The 19,731-nt window shown below is 59.6% G+C and carries 23 protein-coding genes; 17 read left to right on the forward strand and 6 right to left on the reverse strand.

From position 1 onward, the window contains the following. From B2P82_RS11615 to B2P82_RS11650, 8 genes are all read left to right on the forward strand, one after another. Window positions 1–488: beta/alpha barrel domain-containing protein (locus B2P82_RS11615; protein WP_524537551.1), on the forward strand; the 488-nt coding region annotated here is incomplete at its 5' end. A gap of 105 nt (window positions 489–593) precedes the next feature. Further along, the gene (locus B2P82_RS11620) at window positions 594–2,702 is read left to right on the forward strand and encodes a M3 family metallopeptidase (protein ID WP_290497127.1); all 2,109 of its coding nucleotides are present in this window, start codon (window positions 594–596) and stop codon (window positions 2,700–2,702) included. A 5-nt stretch (window positions 2,703–2,707) separates the two neighbouring features. After that, on the forward strand, window positions 2,708–2,941 hold the full coding sequence (locus B2P82_RS11625) for a DUF1272 domain-containing protein (RefSeq protein ID WP_300420576.1): 234 nt from the start codon (window positions 2,708–2,710) through the stop codon (window positions 2,939–2,941). Between the two features lie 26 nt (window positions 2,942–2,967). Next, entirely contained in the window at window positions 2,968–3,648 is a 681-nt protein-coding gene (gene thiE, locus B2P82_RS11630; protein WP_290497128.1) for a thiamine phosphate synthase, read from the forward strand. 118 nt (window positions 3,649–3,766) lie between these two features. Then, a complete protein-coding gene (efp, locus tag B2P82_RS11635) occupies window positions 3,767–4,333 on the forward strand; it encodes an elongation factor P (protein WP_034814737.1) in 567 nt (188 codons plus the stop codon). An 8-nt stretch (window positions 4,334–4,341) separates the two neighbouring features. Continuing rightward, window positions 4,342–5,160 (forward strand): inositol monophosphatase family protein, encoded by an 819-nt coding sequence (locus B2P82_RS11640; RefSeq protein ID WP_034814734.1) that lies wholly within the window; start codon window positions 4,342–4,344, stop codon window positions 5,158–5,160. A gap of 98 nt (window positions 5,161–5,258) precedes the next feature. After that, a complete protein-coding gene (locus B2P82_RS11645; RefSeq protein WP_290497130.1) occupies window positions 5,259–6,755 on the forward strand; it encodes a flavin-containing monooxygenase in 1,497 nt (498 codons plus the stop codon). Window positions 6,756–6,826: 71 nt separating this feature from the next. Beyond that, complete coding sequence (locus B2P82_RS11650) at window positions 6,827–6,985, forward strand: hypothetical protein (RefSeq protein WP_198019785.1); 159 nt, start codon at window positions 6,827–6,829, stop codon at window positions 6,983–6,985. A gap of 5 nt (window positions 6,986–6,990) precedes the next feature. Here the strand turns inward: B2P82_RS11650 and B2P82_RS11655 are convergent, their stop codons facing one another. After that, window positions 6,991–8,823 carry an ABC transporter transmembrane domain-containing protein gene (locus tag B2P82_RS11655; RefSeq protein ID WP_290497131.1) on the reverse strand — a complete coding sequence of 611 codons (1,833 nt, stop codon included), beginning with the start codon at window positions 8,821–8,823 and terminating at the stop codon, window positions 6,991–6,993. Between the two features lie 157 nt (window positions 8,824–8,980). Here B2P82_RS11655 and rpmE point away from each other — a divergent pair, with 157 nt between their 5' ends. From rpmE to B2P82_RS11670, 3 genes are all read left to right on the forward strand, one after another. Beyond that, complete coding sequence (gene rpmE, locus B2P82_RS11660) at window positions 8,981–9,199, forward strand: 50S ribosomal protein L31 (protein WP_034814727.1); 219 nt, start codon at window positions 8,981–8,983, stop codon at window positions 9,197–9,199. A 164-nt stretch (window positions 9,200–9,363) separates the two neighbouring features. Next, complete coding sequence (locus tag B2P82_RS11665; RefSeq protein ID WP_290497132.1) at window positions 9,364–9,852, forward strand: thermonuclease family protein; 489 nt, start codon at window positions 9,364–9,366, stop codon at window positions 9,850–9,852. An 85-nt stretch (window positions 9,853–9,937) separates the two neighbouring features. Next, complete coding sequence (locus tag B2P82_RS11670; RefSeq protein WP_290497133.1) at window positions 9,938–10,702, forward strand: hypothetical protein; 765 nt, start codon at window positions 9,938–9,940, stop codon at window positions 10,700–10,702. Here B2P82_RS11670 and B2P82_RS11675 read toward each other — a convergent pair. Beyond that, window positions 10,691–11,275, reverse strand: coding sequence for a TlpA family protein disulfide reductase (locus B2P82_RS11675; RefSeq protein WP_290497134.1), 585 nt, complete (start codon window positions 11,273–11,275; stop codon window positions 10,691–10,693). The two genes, B2P82_RS11670 and B2P82_RS11675, sit on opposite strands and share 12 nt — an antisense overlap. A 33-nt stretch (window positions 11,276–11,308) precedes the next feature. On the opposite strand from B2P82_RS11675, the gene argH reads away from it, so the two are divergent. Genes argH through B2P82_RS11705 form a run of 6 tightly spaced genes read left to right on the forward strand, consistent with a single transcriptional unit; the run spans window position 11,309 to window position 18,259 of the window. After that, window positions 11,309–12,712: an argininosuccinate lyase gene (argH, locus tag B2P82_RS11680; RefSeq protein ID WP_242517418.1), complete on the forward strand. Its 1,404-nt coding sequence runs from the start codon at window positions 11,309–11,311 to the stop codon at window positions 12,710–12,712. A gap of 6 nt (window positions 12,713–12,718) precedes the next feature. Then, window positions 12,719–12,949, forward strand: a complete 231-nt coding sequence (lptM, locus tag B2P82_RS11685) for an LPS translocon maturation chaperone LptM (protein ID WP_034814721.1) — start codon at window positions 12,719–12,721, stop codon at window positions 12,947–12,949. 10 nt (window positions 12,950–12,959) lie between these two features. Then, window positions 12,960–13,223, forward strand: coding sequence for a hypothetical protein (locus tag B2P82_RS11690; RefSeq protein WP_290497137.1), 264 nt, complete (start codon window positions 12,960–12,962; stop codon window positions 13,221–13,223). 3 nt (window positions 13,224–13,226) lie between these two features. Beyond that, a complete protein-coding gene (gene lysA, locus B2P82_RS11695; RefSeq protein WP_290497139.1) occupies window positions 13,227–14,501 on the forward strand; it encodes a diaminopimelate decarboxylase in 1,275 nt (424 codons plus the stop codon). Continuing rightward, window positions 14,480–17,242, forward strand: coding sequence for a DUF4175 domain-containing protein (locus tag B2P82_RS11700; protein WP_290497140.1), 2,763 nt, complete (start codon window positions 14,480–14,482; stop codon window positions 17,240–17,242). The genes lysA and B2P82_RS11700 overlap by 22 nt, the downstream gene beginning before the upstream one ends. Window positions 17,243–17,296: 54 nt before the next feature. After that, window positions 17,297–18,259 (forward strand): MBL fold metallo-hydrolase, encoded by a 963-nt coding sequence (locus B2P82_RS11705; protein WP_206993289.1) that lies wholly within the window; start codon window positions 17,297–17,299, stop codon window positions 18,257–18,259. Here B2P82_RS11705 and B2P82_RS11710 read toward each other — a convergent pair. From B2P82_RS11710 to B2P82_RS11725, 4 genes are all read right to left on the reverse strand, one after another. After that, the gene (locus B2P82_RS11710; protein WP_206991574.1) at window positions 18,256–18,828 is read right to left on the reverse strand and encodes a cob(I)yrinic acid a,c-diamide adenosyltransferase; all 573 of its coding nucleotides are present in this window, start codon (window positions 18,826–18,828) and stop codon (window positions 18,256–18,258) included. The two genes, B2P82_RS11705 and B2P82_RS11710, sit on opposite strands and share 4 nt — an antisense overlap. A gap of 10 nt (window positions 18,829–18,838) precedes the next feature. Next, window positions 18,839–19,051 (reverse strand): twin transmembrane helix small protein, encoded by a 213-nt coding sequence (locus B2P82_RS11715; protein WP_034814710.1) that lies wholly within the window; start codon window positions 19,049–19,051, stop codon window positions 18,839–18,841. 79 nt (window positions 19,052–19,130) lie between these two features. Beyond that, window positions 19,131–19,439, reverse strand: coding sequence for a cell division protein ZapA (locus B2P82_RS11720; protein ID WP_034814708.1), 309 nt, complete (start codon window positions 19,437–19,439; stop codon window positions 19,131–19,133). Next, the gene (locus tag B2P82_RS11725) at window positions 19,432–19,713 is read right to left on the reverse strand and encodes a DUF4164 family protein (protein ID WP_290497141.1); all 282 of its coding nucleotides are present in this window, start codon (window positions 19,711–19,713) and stop codon (window positions 19,432–19,434) included. The genes B2P82_RS11720 and B2P82_RS11725 overlap by 8 nt, the downstream gene beginning before the upstream one ends. Window positions 19,714–19,731 lie beyond the last annotated feature (18 nt).

Raw genomic sequence — 19,731 nt, forward strand, 5'->3', positions numbered from 1 at the left:
TCTTCGGCACCAAGATGCGCTCGGTTATCAATGCCGCCAACCAGGAAGGCATCGCTGCCATCGTTGCACAGCAGTTTGACGTTGGCCGCCAGATCCTGGGCCACGGCCTGATGCCGATCATCGAGCCTGAGGTCACGATCACGATTGCCGACAAGGCCGAGGCCGAGGATATTCTCCTGGCCGAGATCACCAAGCAGCTCGACGCGCTGGGCGAGGACAAGCAGGTAATGCTGAAACTGTCCCTGCCGACCAAAGCAAACCAGTACAAGTCGCTAGTCGATCATCCGCGCGTGATGCGCGTTGTCGCGCTTTCCGGTGGATATTCTCGCGAAGATGCCTGCGCCAAGCTTGCCAATAACTCCGGCATGATTGCCAGCTTCTCCCGCGCCCTGACCGAAGGCCTCTCGGCCCAGCAAAGCGACGAAGAGTTCAATTCCACGCTTGCCGCCACGATTGATCGCATTTGTGCGGCATCTAGCGCCGGATAGGCCGAGTTTGTCCTAGACTCGTGCCTGACGCGAAAGCAAAGTGCCGCCCATGTTAAGCATGAGGCGGCATTTTTTTGTTCGCCAATCGAGTGGGGACTTAAAGGCATGATCAAACACACCGTAACAGGCGCGGTATCCGCGCTGTCGCTCCTGGCGGCTGCTTCTTGCATGGCAACCGTCGAGCCGACAGCGTTGGAACAGGCAGAGGCAAACACGCCAAGCCTGCAGGACGAAGCCAGCGCGATGGTGGCCGAGCTCGTCGTCAATCCGGCCTCTGCGGAAGTGTTCGAATCCCGTTGCGAGAATGCGATGCTGCTCGCCGGAAAGTTCATCACTGATCTTGAAACCCGCGACACGCCGCCCGGTGTTCAGGACATTCAGGATTTTGACTTGCTGACAAATGTCGCCTTTTCGGTTGGCTATGGAGAAGCGGCTATCGTGGCCGAAGCAAACCCGGACGAAGCGTTGAGGGAAGTCGGCAGCGCATGTCAGGAAGACACAGCCAGCATCATCTCGACGCTCTCCCTGTCCGGCCCCATCTACGAACGCATGGTCGCAATTGATGCCGATGCACTCGATGATCGCTCCGCCCTCATGTTGTCCCGCATTCTGAGAGACTATCGGCGCAGCGGTGTCGACAAGGACGAAGCGACGCGAACGCGCGTAGAGGAACTGAACGCCGAACTGGCGCAGATCAGCACTGAGTTCAACAAGAACCTTCGCGAAATTGTCGGACAGGTCGAAGTCGATTCAGTCGACGCGCTGGAGGGACTGCCACAGGATTATATCGACGCCCACACGCCCAATGAGGATGGCAAGATCGTCATCACGACCAACTATCCGGACCTGATGCCTGTCTTCAACTACTCCCCGAACGAAGATTTGAAGAAATCTCTCTTCATTGCCTCGGCCAACCGTGCGTATCCGGAGAATGTAGAGCCACTCCGGAAACTGCTCGAGAAGCGCTACGAACTTGCACAATTGCTGGGCTATGAAAATTACGCGGCCTATATCACCGAAGACAAGATGACGGGCTCGCCAGAGGTTGCCATCGACTTCCTCGACGGTGTCGAAGCCGCCGCCCGAAACGCCGCTGAAATCGAATACGAACGCCTGCTGGCTTTTCAACAGAACAGTAATCCCGACGCGACGCAGGTCAGCCAGTGGCACAGCGGCTATCTTTCGGAACAGATTCGCCAAACCGACTATGCGCTCGACGCCCAGGAAGTGCGCCAGTACTTCGCCTACAATGACGTTCGGTCAGGCATATTTTCGTTGGTACAGGACCTGTTCGAAGTCGAGATACGTGACTGGACCGATGCTCCGATTTGGCAGGAAACCGTAACCGCTCACGAAATCTACAAGGATGGCGAACTGGTCGGCCGTTTCTTCCTCGACATGCATCCGCGCGAGGGCAAGTTCAAACACGCGGCCGCCTTCCCCATTCGGTTCGGCCCAACATCTGAAGGCGTGCCAGTTGCCTCACTGATGTGCAACTTCCCTGCGGGCGATCATACGACCGGTCTGATGGAGCATAGACAGGTCGAAACCTTCCTCCATGAATTCGGCCACCTCATCCATGCGATGTTCTCTGGCCAACCAGACTACGCCAATCTCAGCATGAGCAGCCTTGAATGGGATTTCATTGAAGCCCCGTCCCAGATGCTGGAAAACTGGGTGTGGGATTATGACACGCTGGCAAAGTTCGCCGTAAACTCCGACGGCGAAACCATTCCCGTCGAACTGGTCGAGAAGATGAACGCCGCGCGTGACTTCGGCACCGGCCTCGGCACGCTCCGTCAGCTGACCTATGCCGGCGTCTCGATGAATTACTATAATCGCCCACCCTCTGAGGTCGATTTCGAGAAGATCTGGCTTGAACAGGAAGCTGGCCTCAGCCCGTTCGAGACCCTGCCGGACCTCCATCGGTATGCCAGCTTTGGGCACCTCGATGGCTATTCTGCGATCTACTACACTTATCAATGGTCACTCGCGATCGCGACAGACATGTTCAAGCAGTTCGAAGCAAACGGCTTGCGCGACGAAGTCACCGCTGAACGCTATCGGGAACTGGTCCTGAGCGCCGGATCATCAAAACCGGCCGCCGAACTCGTGCATGATTTCCTTGGGCGCGATTGGTCGCCTAAAGCGTATGAACAGCACTTGATCGACGCCGCGGCGTCCGCACCCCGTGTGGAAGCTGAAAAGGACTAGCAGTGATGTTGGAGATGCGTCCGAACTGTGAACGCTGCGATACCGATTTGCCGCCGGATGAAGCCGGAGCGTTTATCTGTTCGTTCGAATGCACGTTCTGCTCTGACTGCATGGACGGTCCTCTCGATGGTCGCTGCCCGAACTGCGGCGGCGACCTAGAGCCCCGGCCGATGCGGCGCGGCAAGCCACTCGACGCCTACCCCGCCAGCACTCAACGGGTTTTGAAGGCTTCCGGCTAGACCTACGCTGCGCTATAGCGCGCGCCATGAGTAAGACTGAAGATTATGTCCGCCCGCGCACGCGGCTTTACCTGATAACTCCGCCCCGCATCGAAGATGTGGAGGGCTTTGCAGCCCTATTGGAAACGGCATTGTCAGCGGGCGATGTCGCCTGTCTCCAACTGCGCCTGAAGGCTGATACCGGCGAGATCGACGTCGACGCCACCCGCGCCGTTGGCGCAGCCGTTACAGAAATGGCCCAGGCCTACGGCGTTGCCGTGCTGGTCAATGACAGCGCCGAACTTGCCGTCGAGATAGGTGCAGATGGCGTTCATGTCGGGATGGATGACATGCCGATCAAGAAAGCCCGGGAGATCGTCGGCCCGGACATGATTGTCGGCGCAACCGCCAAGAACTCACGTCATGCTGCGATGCAGGCATGCGAGGCTGGCGCAGATTATGTCGCCTTTGGTGCGTTCTTCCCGACCCGTACCAAGACCGATACGGTCGAGGCGAATCCGGACCTTCTGGAAATATGGCAGGAAAGCATGGAAGTGCCCTGTGTCGCGATTGGTGGCATCACAGTCGAAAACGCCGAGCCGCTCGCTGTAGCTGGCGCTGATTTCCTCGCGGTCTCATCCGGGGTCTGGGATCATCCTGAAGGCGCGCCGGTAGCGATTGCCCACTTCAATGCGCTTCTTGACCGGCTCGATGCATCGAAGGCCTGAAGCTGCAAGCTCGCTGTAAAACCCTGCATGAACCGGTCCCGCATTAACACTCCGCCCGCTTGACCGTTTCGGGCCAAAGGCTTACGCCCCCGCCAAACCTTCAAAAGGACACGCCCCAATGGTCAAGATCAATGGTAATGAAATCAAGCCCGGCAACGTCATCGAGCATGACGGCACGGTCTGGCGCGCCCTGAAGACGGCGTCGGTCAAGCCCGGCAAGGGCGGCGCGTTCAATCAGGTCGAACTGCGCAACCTGCTGAATGGATCGAAATCGAACGTGCGCTTCCGTTCTTCCGAGACCGTTGAGAAGGTCCGTCTGGAGCAGAAAGACCATCAATTCCTGTTTGCGGACGATGACGCTTTCACCTTCATGGACCAGGAAAGCTTTGAACAGATCGCGATCCAGCGAGACTTTATCGGCGACCAGGGCGCTTTCTTGCAGGACGGCATGACCGTCTCCATTGAGTTTTATGGCGAGACGCCGATTGGTGTTGATCTGCCGGAACAGGTGATCCTCGAAGTTCAGGAAACCGAGCCGGTTGTGAAAGGCCAGACGGCTGCCAACAGCTTCAAACCCGCAATCTGTGACGGCGGCGTCCGGGTCATGGTTCCGCCCTTTGTCGGTACCGGCGAACGCATTGTCGTCCAGACAGCCGATTCCACTTATCTCCGTCGCTCCGACTAGGAACTCCCATGTCCAAACCCTCCCCCGTCGGCACCGTCATGATCGCCGCTGCACGTGCAGCTGGCCGTTCGCTTGCCCGTGATTTCGGCGAAGTCGAAAATCTGCAAGTGTCCAAGAAGGGCCCAGCAGACTTTGTCTCCAACGCCGATCATCGCGCCGAAGAGATCATCTACTCAGCGCTCGCGAAGGCGCGGCCCGGCTATGGCTTTGTCATGGAAGAACGGGGCATTGTCGAAGGCACAGACAAGTCGAACAGATTCATCGTGGATCCTCTCGACGGTACGCTGAACTTCCTGCACGGCCAGCCGCACTATGCTGTCTCCATTGCGCTCGAACGCGAAGGCAAGCTGTTGACCGGAGTGGTCTATGATGTCGCGAAGAACGAGATCTTCTGGGCTGAGACCGGACGCGGCGCATGGCTGGAGAACCGCAAGCTGCGTGTTGCCGCTCGCACCCGCCTCAATGAGGCTGTGGTGGCCACCGGAACGCCCTGGCACGGCAAAGCCGAAGAAATGCACGCGAATTTTGCCCGCGAAATGCTTGCGATGACGCCCGCATGCGCTGGCATCCGCCGCTATGGCTCCGCAGCTCTGGATCTCGCTTACGTCGCCGCGGGACGGTTTGACGGATTCTGGGAACGCGACCTGAAACCCTGGGACATTGCTGCAGGCATCGTGCTGGTGCGCGAAGCGGGTGGAACCGTTGCCGAAATCGATGGCGGCGACTTCATGAAGACCGGCTCGGTTCTGGCTGCCAATGAAGAGCTCCATCCGTTGATCGAACAGCAGCTGCGCCATGCTGCGGCCTTCGCGCGGAAAGCGGACTAAACCCTTCCGTAGCGGCAAGGCCTCCTGACACCAGAAAGATCGTGACACCCGCGTCATTTTTTGGCCTTATAGGCTGAAAAAATGGGCAGGAAGCAGTCATGATACATACCGATACCGACGTTCTCATCATCGGAGCGGGCCTTTCCGGCATCGGCGCCGCGGTTCATCTCGAAAAGAAGTGCCCAGGCCTCGGCTATCAGATATTCGAGCAGCGTGGCGCAATTGGCGGCACTTGGGACCTGTTTCGCTATCCGGGTATTCGATCTGACAGCGACATGCATACGCTCGGTTACAACTTCAAACCGTGGACCGAAGCGAAGGCCATTGCCGATGGGCCTTCGATCCGGAAATATGTCGCGGACACCGCCAACGAATATGGCGTCACACCCCACATCAAGTTCAACACAGCCATCGTCGCCGCCAACTGGTCCACGCCAGACCAAGCCTGGCATGTGACGCACGAGGATGAAATTGGTGCGCGTTCAATCACGACGTGCCGTTTCCTGTTCATGTGCGGCGGCTACTACCGCTATGACGAGGGCTATCGGCCGGACTTCCCGGGCGAAGACGCCTTCAAGGGCCAATTCATTCATCCGCAGCATTGGCCGGAAGACCTCGACTATTCCGGCAAGAAAGTCGTTATCATCGGATCTGGCGCGACCGCCATGACACTGGTGCCTGCCATGACCGACAAGGCTGCGCACGTCACCATGCTCCAGCGCTCGCCAACCTATGTTGTTTCGCGCCCGGCGGTAGACAAGTTCGCCAATTTCCTGCGCAAGATACTACCTGACAGCTGGGCCTACTCCTTCATCCGCTGGCGGAATGTCCTGCTGCAGCAATTTTTCTTCAAACAGACCCGTTCAAATCCCGACAAGGCCCGCGAGCGGCTGATCGGCATGGTGAAAGAAGAACTCGGCCCGGACTATCCAGTCGAGACCCATTTCAATCCGTCCTACAACCCGTGGGAACAGCGGTTATGCCTCGTGCCGGATTCCGATCTTTTCAATGCGCTGAAGTCTGGCAAGGCGAGCGTCGAGACCGATCACATCGAGACGTTCACCCACAACGGGATAAAGCTGAAATCCGGCAAAGAGATCGGGGCCGACATCGTCGTCACCGCGACCGGCCTGCAATTGCAGTTCATGAATGGCGTGGACGTGTCCGTTGATGGCACCCGCACAGATGCTGGACGGCTCTTGAACTATAAGGGCGTGATGCTCTCCAACATGCCAAATCTGGCGGTCACTTTCGGCTACACCAACGCCTCATGGACCCTGAAGGCCGACCTGACATCTGAATATGTCTGCCGCCTTCTGAACTACATGGACCAGCATGGCTACACGTCGGCCATGCCGAAACTTGAACAATATCCCAACCAGACCGAACCGTTCGTGGACTTCTCATCCGGGTATTTCCAACGCGTCATGGACCAGTTCCCCCGCCAGCACACGGAAAAACCGTGGAAGCTGCACCAGAACTACAGCGCTGACGTCAAGAACCTGCGCCGGGGGCCAATCGCCGATGGCGTGATGGATTTCACAAAGGCCGAAGAGGCCATCAGTAAGCCGCCCGTCTTGCAAGCCGCAGAATAGCGTTGTGCTATATTTCTTTTGTCGGGCTCCCTATATTGAAAATATAGAGTCTTGATGAAGGGAACAAAGATATGTGGCTATGGCTGTTGTGGTGGTGCGTAGACGATCATCTCGCGGCGGCGCTGGATGCGCCGGGGCTGGGAGAACTGCCCATCTGGGTCCCGCTGGTTCTGTCACTTGCCTTCGCCTTCACGATTGATGGCAAGGTCAAGAAACTCCGTAAGAAATAGGTCCATCAACCTTCTGCAAACTGCAATTCAGCGAGGCGGGCATACAGGCCGCCCCTGGTCACGAGTTCCTCGTGACTGCCTTCCTCGACGATGCGTCCATGTTCCATCACGATGATCCGGTCAGCCCGGCGCACCGTGGAGAGCCTGTGTGCGATCACCAGTGTCGTGCGGCCCTCGGCGGCGTTGGAAATGGCCCGGCGCACAGCCGCTTCGCTTTCGGAATCGAGCGCTGAGGTTGCTTCATCCAGCAGGAGCACCGGCGCATCGCGCACAAGCGCTCTGGCGAGCGCAATACGCTGACGCTGGCCACCTGACAGACTTCTCCCCTTCTGGCCAAGATCCGTCGCAAGCCCATCTTTTTCAGCCAGGAAGTCGAACGCTTCAGCCATGCGAGCAGCCTGCTCAAGCAAGGCCTCGTCAGGCGTGTCGGTACCAAAGCCGATATTCTGCGCTGCAGTGCCTGTGAACAACGCCGATTCCTGTGGCGCATAGGCAAATTGCTGACGCCAGTCACGCGGATCAGCCTGCATGGCTGAAACTCGGTCAAGAGTGACCGTGCCTGATGGCACATCGAACAGGCGCAAGGCCAAGCGAAAGACCGTAGTCTTGCCTGCACCGCTCGGCCCGACAAGCGCCACAAACTCGCCCGGCTTTACCGACAGGGAGAAATGATCAAGCGCCGAGACAGCTTCATCGCCATAGCGGAAAGTAACATCCTCAAAGGCAAGCGCGCCGGTCACCTTGCCCGGCAGGGCAACAGGGTTTTCTGGTGCGGTGATTTCGGGTTCAACGTTCAGCACTTCAGCGGCACGGTCGGCCGCGCCGGCCGCGCGCATGACTTCGCCATAGACTTCCGCCAGCATGCCAAAGCCCGATCCTGCATAAAGCGCGTAGAGCACCATGGAGGCGAGATCGCCAAAGCTCATGGACCCAGTTGCGACGGCCCGCGCACCCATCCAGAGCACACCCACAAAGCCGCCAAACAGCAGCACAGAGACCAAAACGATCATCAGCGACCGCGCCCCGATCCGGCGCATCGCCGCATCAAACGTCGCCTCGACCGCCTCGGTAAATGCTCCCAGCCGACTTTGTTCCCGATTATAGGCCTGAACCAGTTCGATTGCGTCTAGCGCCTCGGCAGCTTCCGCGCCCGCATCCGCCAGTCGTGACTGCGCCCGGTTCGACATCTTCCGGATCACCCGGCCAATCGCCATGACGGGCAGAACGGCCACCGGCAACATGGCCAGCAAGGTGAGGCCGAGCTTCCAGTTCACGACCAGCATCATGGTCAGCGCGCCCGTGGTGGTCAGCAGCGTCCGTGCGGCCAATGACGCCGACGAGCCAAGAAAGGTTTCGATCAGCGTGATGTCTGCTGTCAGGCGCGACACCGCCTCGCCAGACCGCATCTGCGAATGATAGCGGGGCGACAGTTTCAGCAGGTGCGCATAAAGATCCTTGCGCAGGTCGGCCGCAATCCGTTCGCCAAAGCGCGACACGAAATAGAACCGGATCGCGCCAAGCACGCCTGACAGAATGGCCGCCAGCGCAACCCAGAGAAATGCGCGGTCGACCAGCGCCAACAATTCCTCGGCGCTGCCCTGCGCGGCCTGGCCCGCATCCGCGGCGCTACCGAGCAGCAAAGGTATCGCGAGACTAACGGCCGCCGCCGCCACCAGGAATACGAGTGCGATGGACACGGTCACCCAATGACGGGCGACATAGGGCATCAGCAAGGCCAGTGGTTTCAACGACTTTGCCTTGGGCCGGTTGATCGCTTCGCCGCCTGCTGGTTCTGTTGCACGGCGGTCTTCTGTGAAGGAGCTGTCTGTATCGGTCATGCCCGTCTATAAGTCCTTTCAGATTCCCTGCCAGCAGCCTCTTGCAGAGGTCGCGTCTTTCAGTTACACGCGCCACTTCGAAAACAGGCTGAGACAAGCCCGCGCACCCAAGCGATGGCAGCGCGGTTGTCCTTAGAGTTCAAGAGAGGCGAAGGCCATGAAAAAAGAAGGTCATCCCGACTATCACTTCGTCACCGTAGTGATGACAGACGGAACCGAATATCAGACGCGCTCCACCTATGGCAGCGAAGGCGACCGCCTTGTTCTGGACATCGATTCCAAATCGCACCCGGCCTGGACCGGCGGCGACGGCAAGATGCTCGACCGTGGCGGCCGCGTCTCGCGCTTCAAAGACAAGTTCAAAGGCTTCATGTAAGCGTTCTTCGCTTCGCATGATGCGTATAGTGGAAAGCCCCGGCCTTTTAGCCGGGGTTTTTCCGTTTGGTCCCTATTTCCAAAACTGACCCCACATCTGACCGGTTAACCCTCGCTTAACCCGCCATCGCCAGCGTGCGCCTCACACTTTCAGGAGGCACGAACATGTTGCGCGGCATTCAAGTCAAATCTGTACTGTATTCCGTGGCGATCCTTGCCGGCCTCGGCGGTGCAGCCGCGCTGGCAGCTCAGGCCGCTATCGAACAGGACGGCCTCGTCTATTGGTCCGACGGCGATTCCGGGCGCCTGCCAGACGGCACCAAATTCCGCCTGCATGGTGTCGACGCGCCTGAGACGCGCAGTCTGAAACAGCTTGGCGGGGCCGACTGCGAAGCCGAACGCGAACAAGGTTATATCGCCAAGGAAAGGGTGATCGAACTGACTCGTGGCAAGGAAATAGCTGTGACACGCGATTATGGTCTCGACCGATACAAGCGGCTCGTCGTTGATATCAGCATCGATGGTGAAGATCTCGCCACGCGCCTTGTGGCCGAAGGCAGCCACCAAGTCTGGGACTATGATGGCGGTGCTCCAAAGCCCGACTGGTGCAGCCCGCACCGTAGATTGACAACATCTGGCCAAGTCAGCCCGTAGTTCTGCAAACCAGGCCGCTGCATTGCCCCGTAGCGTTCCTGTCTCTAGGTTCTGCCCAGACCGTACGACAGGAGCCACGCCAAAAATGATTTCCCGGAAGACGGTCGCTGCCGCATCTGTCCTGCTTGGTAACGCGGTCCTGTCCGCGTGCAATGACCCGTCCCCGGCCCGCACGGCGGCACCGGAAACCGCGCCACCAGAAAATTCACTGCAAATCGAAACGGACCGCGCCCTGACAGGCAATGAAGTCAGCACGTCGGTCGGCGTACGCATCCTGACGGCAGATAAGCGCGTCGCTGTACTCGCCGGTCATATCGAGGCGGGCTTGGCACTCTACCGCGCGGGCGCGCCAGACCTCGCAGCGGAGCAACTCAATCACGCGGTGTCGCTTGAAACCCAATCGGAACGCAACGGATTTGGCGAATTTGGCTTCGACACCGGCCTCTATGAGACTGTCCACGCCGCCGCAACAGCCGGAACACCCGCAGAGGACGTTGAAGACGCGCTCATCGCCGCCAAGGCCAACCTTGCCGAGACGCTGGAGGCAACAGGCCTCGAACAGCTGGATCTTGTTCTCTTCCTGCTGGAACTTTGCGGCGACGAATATGGCGTCGGCGTTATTGATGCCGCGATTGACCGCGCCCCGGCCTATCAAGCGGCATATGGCTATGCGGCGGCTGCGCGCGATGTGGCCCGTAATATGGAAGGCGCGGATGACCTGGTGTTGGAACTGGAATTGCTGGTCCGCATGTGGCCCGGCGACGGTCCGGTCATGGTCGATGCGGTTGCGCCTGAACCGGCCATGGGAACCCAGATCGCCCGGGCCCGGCTTGCCGCCTCAATTCTTTAGCAACGCATCGACAAACCCGACCGCCTCGATCGAACTCCAGTCGGCATCCCCGGCCAGACGCGCAATCTCCACGCCGCTCGCATCGTACAGGATCGTCGTGGGAAAGCCTTGAACGCCACTATCGTAAACGATCTCATACTGTTCCGGCGTTGCACTATGGAACGTGATGTTGCTCGCACCCAGTTCACCGAGGCGCTGCGCGGCATAGGAAAGATCTTCTTGGGCATCAACACTGATCGCAACCACTTCAAACCGGTCCCCGCCCCGCGCGGTCTGAAGCGCTCCGAGCGACGGCATTTCCTTTTCACAGGGCGCACACCATGTGGCCCAGAAATTCACCAGAATGACTTTCCCCATGAACGCATCCAGCGAAACGGCTGAGCCGTCTTCCAGATAGAAGGGCGCGTTTGAGGCGGATGTTCCAGCCTGAGAGAAATCAAGTTTCTCGATTTCGCCTCTCGCATAGGCTTCCAACCTGTTTTCTGAAGGTTTTCCACCCCCTGCGCTCATCAGCGCATAGACAATTGCGATCAGGCCGATCAAGAAGAGGGCGATATAGGCCAGACGGGTCATGGGGCGCGGTCTCCAACACGAGTTTGAAGGGATATGGCAGTGACGACAGGCAAAGGCCAGACAATGTGGGGCGGACGCTTTGCCGCGACCCCGACCGACATCATGGAAGAAATCAACGCATCCCTCGACATTGACCGCCGGATGGCCGCTGAAGATATCGCCGGCAGCCGCGCCCATGCTGACATGTTGGCTGAAATGGGCATCATCTCCGAGGCCGACAATGAAGCCATTCAAGGCGGCCTTGATACGGTTGCCGAGGAATTAAGGAACGGATCGTTCCCTTTCCGCCGGGAGCTCGAAGACATTCATATGAATGTCGAAGCGCGCCTGAAGGAGCTGATTGGCGAACCCGCAGGCCGACTGCACACGGCGCGATCGCGCAATGACCAGGTCGTCACCGATTTTCGCCTCTGGACCCGCGGCGCACTCGACGAGGCCATGCAATTGGTCGCTGGCCTGCAGAGCGCTCTGGTCAGTCGCGCCGGTGAGAATACAGAAACCGTGATGCCGGGCTTCACGCACCTCCAGACCGCACAGCCCGTCACACTGGGCCATCATTTGCTGGCCTATGCCGAAATGCTGGAACGCGACCGCTCGCGCCTGCTCGATTGTGCCGAGCGTTTGAATGAGTGCCCGCTGGGCTCTGCGGCGCTGGCTGGCACCGGATTCCCCATCGACCGAGACATGACCGCGGAAGCGTTGGGCTTTGCCCGCCCCATGGCCAATTCGCTGGATGCGGTGTCGGCGCGCGATTTTGCACTGGAAGCCCTGGCGGCCCTGTCCATCGCTGCGACGCATTTGTCCCGCCTTGCCGAAGAGATCGTGCTCTGGACCAGTGCACAGTTCGGATTTGCGCAGCTCACCGACGCCTGGTCGACCGGTTCGTCCATCATGCCGCAAAAGCGCAATCCGGATGCTGCCGAACTGATCCGTGCCAAGGCGAGCCTGATTACCGGCCTCTACAGCTCCCTGCAGGGCGCGGTCAAAGCACTACCGCTCGCCTATGCCAAGGACCTTCAGGATGACAAGCGCCTGACCTTTGAAGCCTTCGACACCTATAATCTTTGTGTTCGCGCCATGACCGGCATGATCGAGACGATCCGTTTCAAACCCGATAATATGCGCGCGGCAGCCGCGAAGGGATTTTCGACCGCCACCGACCTTGCTGATTGGCTGGTCCGTGAGCTGGGTCTTCCGTTCCGGGATGCCCACCATGTCACGGGCCAATTGGTCGCGAAGGCTGAGGAGAAAGCCTGCGATCTGTCAGATCTGACATTGGCCGACATGCAGAGCGTGAACGCCGAAATTACCGATGCGGTATTCGATGTGCTGACAGTTGAGGCGTCTGCCTCATCTCGGACATCTTATGGCGCTACAAGCCCTGTTCGCGTTGCCGAACAAGTGGCACAGTGGAAACAGAGACTTCGACTGGAGTAGTCATTGATGAAACGCCCTCTTCTTCTCGCTGCGGCGCTGCTCGCATCTGCCAATCTGGCCGCGTGTGGCCTGACCGGGGATTTGAAACGCCCAGACCCACTTTGGGGTGAGCAAACCGATGGTCTGGAACCCGCTGAATTGCCGGACCAGAATCAGAACAATCTGCCAAGCCTACCGGACCGTGAAGACGAAGGCAGCGATACCGGAGCCGATGATGAATTGCTCGGCGGCGCGTAGGAAGCATTCCATGAAATCACCCAAGCCAATCTTCGCCGTGCGATGGATCGCCGGCATTACGGCCTTGTGCCTCGCCGCCGCATGCCAGAGCCAGCCTACAACTCTGGTCGTCGAAGCCGTTGCACCCGTCGAAACGGTTGAACCGGTCGCGGTGGCAACGGAACTCGACACAACCGAACCAGACGGCCCGATCACCAATCAATGGGGCGGCGTCATCCCAGACGCCAAACCGACGACGCCCATAGACAATGGCGCGCTCGGCGAAATCGAGTAGTTCATGCACCACTTTACTTATCAGGATGGCAGCCTTCATTGCGAGGGCGTGAATCTCAACAAGATTGCAGATGAGGTCGGCACACCCTGTTATGTGTATTCGTCCGCAACCCTGGTGCGACATGCCCGCGTCATCGCGGCGGCGTTTGAGGGGCAGGATTGCCTGATCGCCTTTTCGGTAAAGTCGAATGGCAATATTGGCGTCCTGTCGACACTTGCCCGCGAAGGCTGCGGCGCAGACGTGGTCAGCGGCGGCGAGTTGCAGCGCGCCCTCAGGGCAGGCATCCCGGCCGAGCGGATAGTGTTCTCAGGTGTCGGCAAGACCGCCGAGGAAATGCAGCTGGCACTGCGTGCAGGCATTCACCAGTTCAATGTCGAAAGTGCCGCAGAGCTTCGGCGCTTGTCAGAGGTTGCCAGCATGACCGGCGCAGAAGCGCCTGTGGCCATCCGGGTCAATCCGGATGTCGCGGCCGGCGGTCATCCGAATATCTCTACCGGCAAAAAAGGCGACAAGTTCGGCGTGCCGTGGAGCGATGCGGAAGACCTCTATGCTGAAGCCGCCACCCTGCCCGGCATCCGGATTGTGGGCGTTGATGTACATATCGGCAGCCAAATCGGCGATCTTGTCCCGATGCGCGCCGCGTTCGAAAAGGTGGTGGGCCTCACCAAACGCCTGCGCGAGGACGGTCATGATATCGGCCGGATCGATCTCGGCGGTGGGTTGGGCATCCCCTACAAGGACAGCGACGCGCCAGCCCCGCCATCTGATTACGCGACGATGATCGCTGAGGTGACACAGGATCTCGGCGTTCAGGTCATTCTAGAGCCCGGCCGCGTGATCACGGGTAATGCAGGCGTCATGCTCAGCACGGTTCTCTATGAAAAAGCCGCGCCGGAGACGGATTTCCTGATCATTGATGCAGGCATGAACGACCTCATGCGTCCGGCGCTTTATGATGCGCACCACGACATTTTGCCACTCAATCAGGCTGGTGCAGGCGCAGAGCGCAAGACCTACGATGTGGTTGGCCCGATCTGCGAGTCGACCGACAAGTTTGCCAAGGGCCGCGAAATGACTGCTGTCCGCCCCGGTCAGCGGATCGCGTTCATGTCTGCAGGTGCCTATGGCGCTGTGCTGTCATCCTCTTACAATGCAAGACCGCTGGTTCCGGAAGTGCTGGTAAACGGGTCGTCATTTGACATCATCCGTCGCCGACCGGACTTTGAAGAAATGATCGCCCTCGAAAAGGTTCCTGATTGGCTCACAAAGACGGCATGAAGGCGCTCAACGCCAAGGTTTCCGCCACGCGGCGGAAGCTGACGGTCTACGCCTTTTTCAAGGCGTTCTGGCCCTTCCTGACCTTTGTTGCGATCTTTCTCGCCATCGCCTTGGCGGGCGTCATTGATCGCATGGGCTCGGCCATGGCCGCTGTGGCGACGATCCTGTTTCTCGGCGGGTCTATCCTCTTCATCCTGCAAGGTGGACGGCGCTATACGCCTGTCAGCCGCGAGGATGCAGCTCGCCTGCTCGACCGACAGTCAGACTTGCGGCCTGTCTCGTCGCTAACCGACCGCCCGGCGAGCGCGAGCCGAGGATCCCAGAAGCTGTGGCAGAAGCATCGCCTGCGCCTGTTGAAAGAAGCCCAACGCCTGAAACTGCCGTCCCTGTCGCGCGAGTGGAGCCGCCTTGATCCATACTGGATGCGCGCGGTCCTTCCGGCGCTTCTGGTCCTGATGGGTGTTTTTGCGGGTACGGATGCGAGCGCCCGCCTGCATCGCGCCCTGTTTCCAGATTATGGCGCCCTGGTTGGTGCAGACGGCATGTTGGTCGAAGCGTGGATCACGCCCCCTGAACACACGGGCCGCGCACCTATTTTCCTCACGCCGGAGCTGCAAAATGTCCGCGTGCCGGAGGGCTCGGAAGTCACCTTGCGCACCGAAGCGCATAGCACGCCGAAATTGGTTCTGAAGGGCGAAGCGACACGTAAGCAGAAATTCGAACCGACCCCCGATGGCGCCTTTGAAGCCCGCGCCCGGATCATGGAAGACACGCGCCTGTCGGTAAACTGGTGGGGCGAGCGCGCAAGCTGGCGCCTACTGACCTCGCCTGATGAGGCCCCTGAGGCCCGCTTCGTGAAAGCGCCTGAAATGGGCCGGCAAGACCGGACCGAAATTTCCTGGTCGATTTCTGATGACTATGGCGTCTCGGCCTTGGAATTGCGGATCACTCTGCAAACCCCAAATCCAGCTGCGCCAAATGAAGCAGACCATGTCGCCGTGCCGTTATCTGGTGCGGCGCCGACATCGGCCGAGGACATAACCCAACTGGACCTGACCCGTCATCGCTGGGCTGGTATGCCGGTGACGCTGCGCCTGGTCGCCACAGATGGGGCGGGACAGACCGGCCTGAGCGAACCGGTCGACTTCAAGCTGCCGGAAAAACTGTTTCTCGATCCGATCGCGCGCGTTGCTCAGGAAGTGCGTGTGACTGTGCTGCGCGAACCTCGCGACTATGCAGAGCTGGCAAAGAATGAAGACGCATTGCGCCAGGATGCACTGAATGTCACGGCGTCAAACCGCCTCGGGACCGCGCCGCCTGATATCCAGAAGGCCGCCCTGATGCTCGATGCCATGACCTATAAAGGCGAGCGTTACATTCGCGATCAGGGCGTGTACCTCACCTTCCGGACAGCCAAGGGTATTCTGGATGCAGCGGCCACGAAGGATGACGCCGAACAGGTTGATCCCCTGCTCTGGGCACTAGCTCTGCGCGCGGAGTATGGCAGCGCCGCAGATGCCCTGAGACGGCTGGAAGCGGCGAGGCGTGCACTGGAGCAGGCCTTGCGGGACGGGGCCTCTGAAGACGAGATCCAGCAGCGGATGGAAGCCTTCCGTGATGCGGCCAATGAATACCTCGCTGCTAAGATGGCCGAGGCTATCGCGAATGGCGGCGAGCAGCCGCAAATGCAGATGGATCAGGAAGCGATGTCCGGTGGGCCCGATCTCGGCGGGCAGGATTTCGAAGACATGCTGAATGCGCTGCAGGACCTCACGGAGACCGGCGCAACGGATCAGGCCCGGCAGCTGCTTTCCGACATCACGAACATGCTGCAGAATCTCGAATTCCAGCAGGGTCAGTCCGGCTCGGGTGGCATGCCGGGCATGCCCGGTCAGCAAGCCGATGGCGAACAGGAAGACCTGCCACCCGAAGAACAGGAACTGACCGATGCCATGCGGCGTCTGTCGGAAATCCTGCGGGAACAGCGCCAGCTGAATGATGACACGCTGGCCCAGGAACGCGGCGAGCGTCCCGGCCAGTCTGGACAGGAACAGGGCGGCCAACAGCCAGGCCAGCAGTCCGGGCAACAGTCTGGCACGCAGCAGGGACAGGATTCCGGTCAACCCGGTGGCGGAGAAGCCGGTAGCGGTCAGACTGAAGCCCCACAAGGCGGCGGCGAGGAGAACGGCGAACGCCCCGGTAGCGGCGGCGGCGAATTTGCCGAAGGCAATGAGGGCGAAGGTAGAGGGCCCGGACAATCGGAGTCACTTGCCGAGCGACAAGCCCGGCTGGGACGGCTGGTTGAGGAGTTCGCCCGCGAACAGGGTCTGGGCGCCGGAATCGAGGGCGAGAACGCCCTGGAAGGCCGGGTCGATCCGGACGCGTTGGAAGATATTCGGCGCGCCCAGAGACAGGCTGAAGATGCGCTTGAGCGTGGCAATGAGCGCAGGGCGGCACGTAATCAGGAAATGGCAACAAATGCCTTGTCTGAAATTTCGCGTGACCTTGCCGAACGGCTCGACACGCTGGAGCGAGAACGCAACGGACAGGACGCCCAGCAAAGCGACCCATTTGGGCGCCCATCGGGCGGGCCGGGAAACAGCGGTGAAGAGGTCAATATTCCGGACGCCACCGAACGCCAGCGCGCCAAGGACATCCTGGAAGAATTGCGCCAACGCTACAATGAATCCGATGATGAGGAAGAGCGCGAATACCTTCGCCGCCTGCTCGACCGGTTCTGACCTTGCCCTCCCGTCCATTCCCTGCCTTGATGCGGGCGAGGACGGGAGAACATGATGGCTGAACGCTGGACCTATACACATGGCCTGAAGGATCTGGGAAACGGGCTCTATGCCTGGCTGCAGCCGGATGGCGGATGGGGTTGGTCCAATGCTGGCCTGATCCGGGACGGTGACCAGTCTCTGCTCGTGGACACGCTGTTCGACATGCCGCTTACCCGCACCATGCTGGGTGCGATGCAGGATGCGACCGGTCTTGCGGCAGAGGACATTGGTGTCATCGTCAATACGCACGCAAATGGCGATCATTGCCATGGCAATGGCTGCTGTCCGCAGGCGGAGATAATTACGTCAGAGGCCAGCGCCAGGGAAATGATCGAAGTCCCGCCTGCCATGCTGGCCCAGTTCAAAAAGCTCGGCGGACAGCTCGGGCCTGCCGGCAGCTATTTTGCCGACATCTTTGCGCCGTTCGATTTCGATAGTGTGGAAGAGCGCGCGCCGACTCAGACATTTACAGGCCAAATGGACATGAAAGTCGGTGATAAGGCGATTGAGTTGATCGAAGTCGGCCCGGCTCATACAGCTGGCGATGTGCTGGTGCATGTGCCGGATGACAAGACGGTCTTCACCGGCGACATCCTGTTCATTGAAGGCACTCCGCTGATGTGGGCTGGCCCGGTCTCCAACTGGATCGGCGCTTGCAACCGAATTTGCGAGATGGATGTCGATGTTATCGTTCCTGGGCATGGTCCGGTGACGGACAAGGCGGGTGTGCGACGCGTTGCCGAATATCTGAAATTCGTCGACACAGAAGCGCGCAAGCGATTTGAAGCTGGTCTAAGTGCGCGCGACGCTGCGCTGGATATTGCCCTCGGGGACTATTCAAGCTGGGGCGACGCCGAACGCATCGCCGTCAATGTCGATACGCTCTACCGGGAGTATCGCGGGGACGGCGTGGTTACACCCGTGATCGAATTGTTCGGCCTGATGGCTGAAGTGCAAGAGACACAGCGCGCCTAGCGGTTGGCGCCCGGCACCCATTTCACATCATCTGCGCCATTATTGTTTGCGACACGGCCTGCGACGAAAATCCAGTCTGACAAGCGATTGATATAGGCAAGCGCCTCAGGGCTGACGATTTCGTCTTCCATCGCAAATACTTCCGCCACTTCCCGCTCGGCCCTGCGGCACAGCGTCCGCGCGACATGGAAGTGCGCGGCGAGATCACTGCCGCCCGGCAGGATGAAGCTGTCCAATGGGGCGAGATGCTCGTTCATCGCGTCGATTTCGGTTTCAAGCCGTTGCACCTGACTTTCAATGATGCGCAACGGAGTCCATTCCAGCGGCTTGCCCCGCTCTGGCGTGGCAAGGTCGGCGCCGAGATCAAAGAGGTCATTCTGGATACGGCGGATGGCGGCAAGCATATCACCCTCGGCCTTGAGCGCGGCCACACCGAGGGCGGCATTGGTCTCGTCCACCGTGCCATAGGCCACAACACGCGGGTGCCATTTATCAACAGGCTCACCCGTCGAGAGGCGTGTCTTTCCCTTGTCTCCGGAGCGCGTGTAAATCTTGTCGAGCTTGACCATGTTGTTGCCCTCAGAATCCTATCTTGATGGCACCAACCACCATGCCTAGACCGACGAGCAGCGCGATCACGATAGCCTGTACCAGAACCCGCAGGCGCATAAGCTTGTTGGAACGGCTTGCCTGATTGTCATCGGTCCGTGCCAGATTGGCGATGCCGAGCCCCAGCACGATTACCAGCGCCGCAAGCGCGATGTAGAAGCCTGTCATCAGAATGGTTTGCATGAGGCAGCCTTTCAATCAGCATTAAGGTGAGAGCATAGAGCGCGACAGACGGTTTGCCACGCGCAAAGCGTCGCGGGGATCAGCTGCCGCTTTCCATGCGTTCCGCCAGAGACGTAATCCGGCTTGCCGCCTTGACCAGGGCTTCGGCGGCCCTGGCTTCGCTGGTGGCGCTGCCGGGCGCTGAGCGGCGCGCTGAATCCAGTTCGTCCAGCAAGGCCAGCGCCGTGATCAGCAGAAGGCGCTCATCGCCAATATCACCCACCGCGCCTGCGATCTGGGTAACTCGCGCGTCGAGTTGTTTCGACAGGGCCTCGATACGGCTTTCCTGTCCGGGCGCGCAGGCAATGGAATAGGACCGGCCGCGCAACTGGATATCCGCTTTAGCCATCCTGCTGCCCTTCCCGGCCGATCGCCGCGCGGACTTCTTCAATGGCTGAGCCAAGTGCTTCGCTCGCCTCGTCGGCAAGCGCCTGCAATTGCTGCTCACGCGCCAGCGACGCATCAAGCTGCCGGGCAAGGTCAGAACGGTCAGAAACGAGAGCGGCAAGCTCAGCTTTGATCACGTCCGGATTGCCGGCGCGGGCCATCAGACTGTCGAGCGCGCCTTCCAGTCGTGACAACGCCTCGTCGAGCTGGCGGATGGCAGGATCGATTTCACTCATATACACAATGAAGTAACG

It is taken from the genome of Hyphomonas sp. UBA4494 (genome assembly GCF_002388935.1).
Lineage (GTDB): Bacteria > Pseudomonadota > Alphaproteobacteria > Caulobacterales > Hyphomonadaceae > Hyphomonas.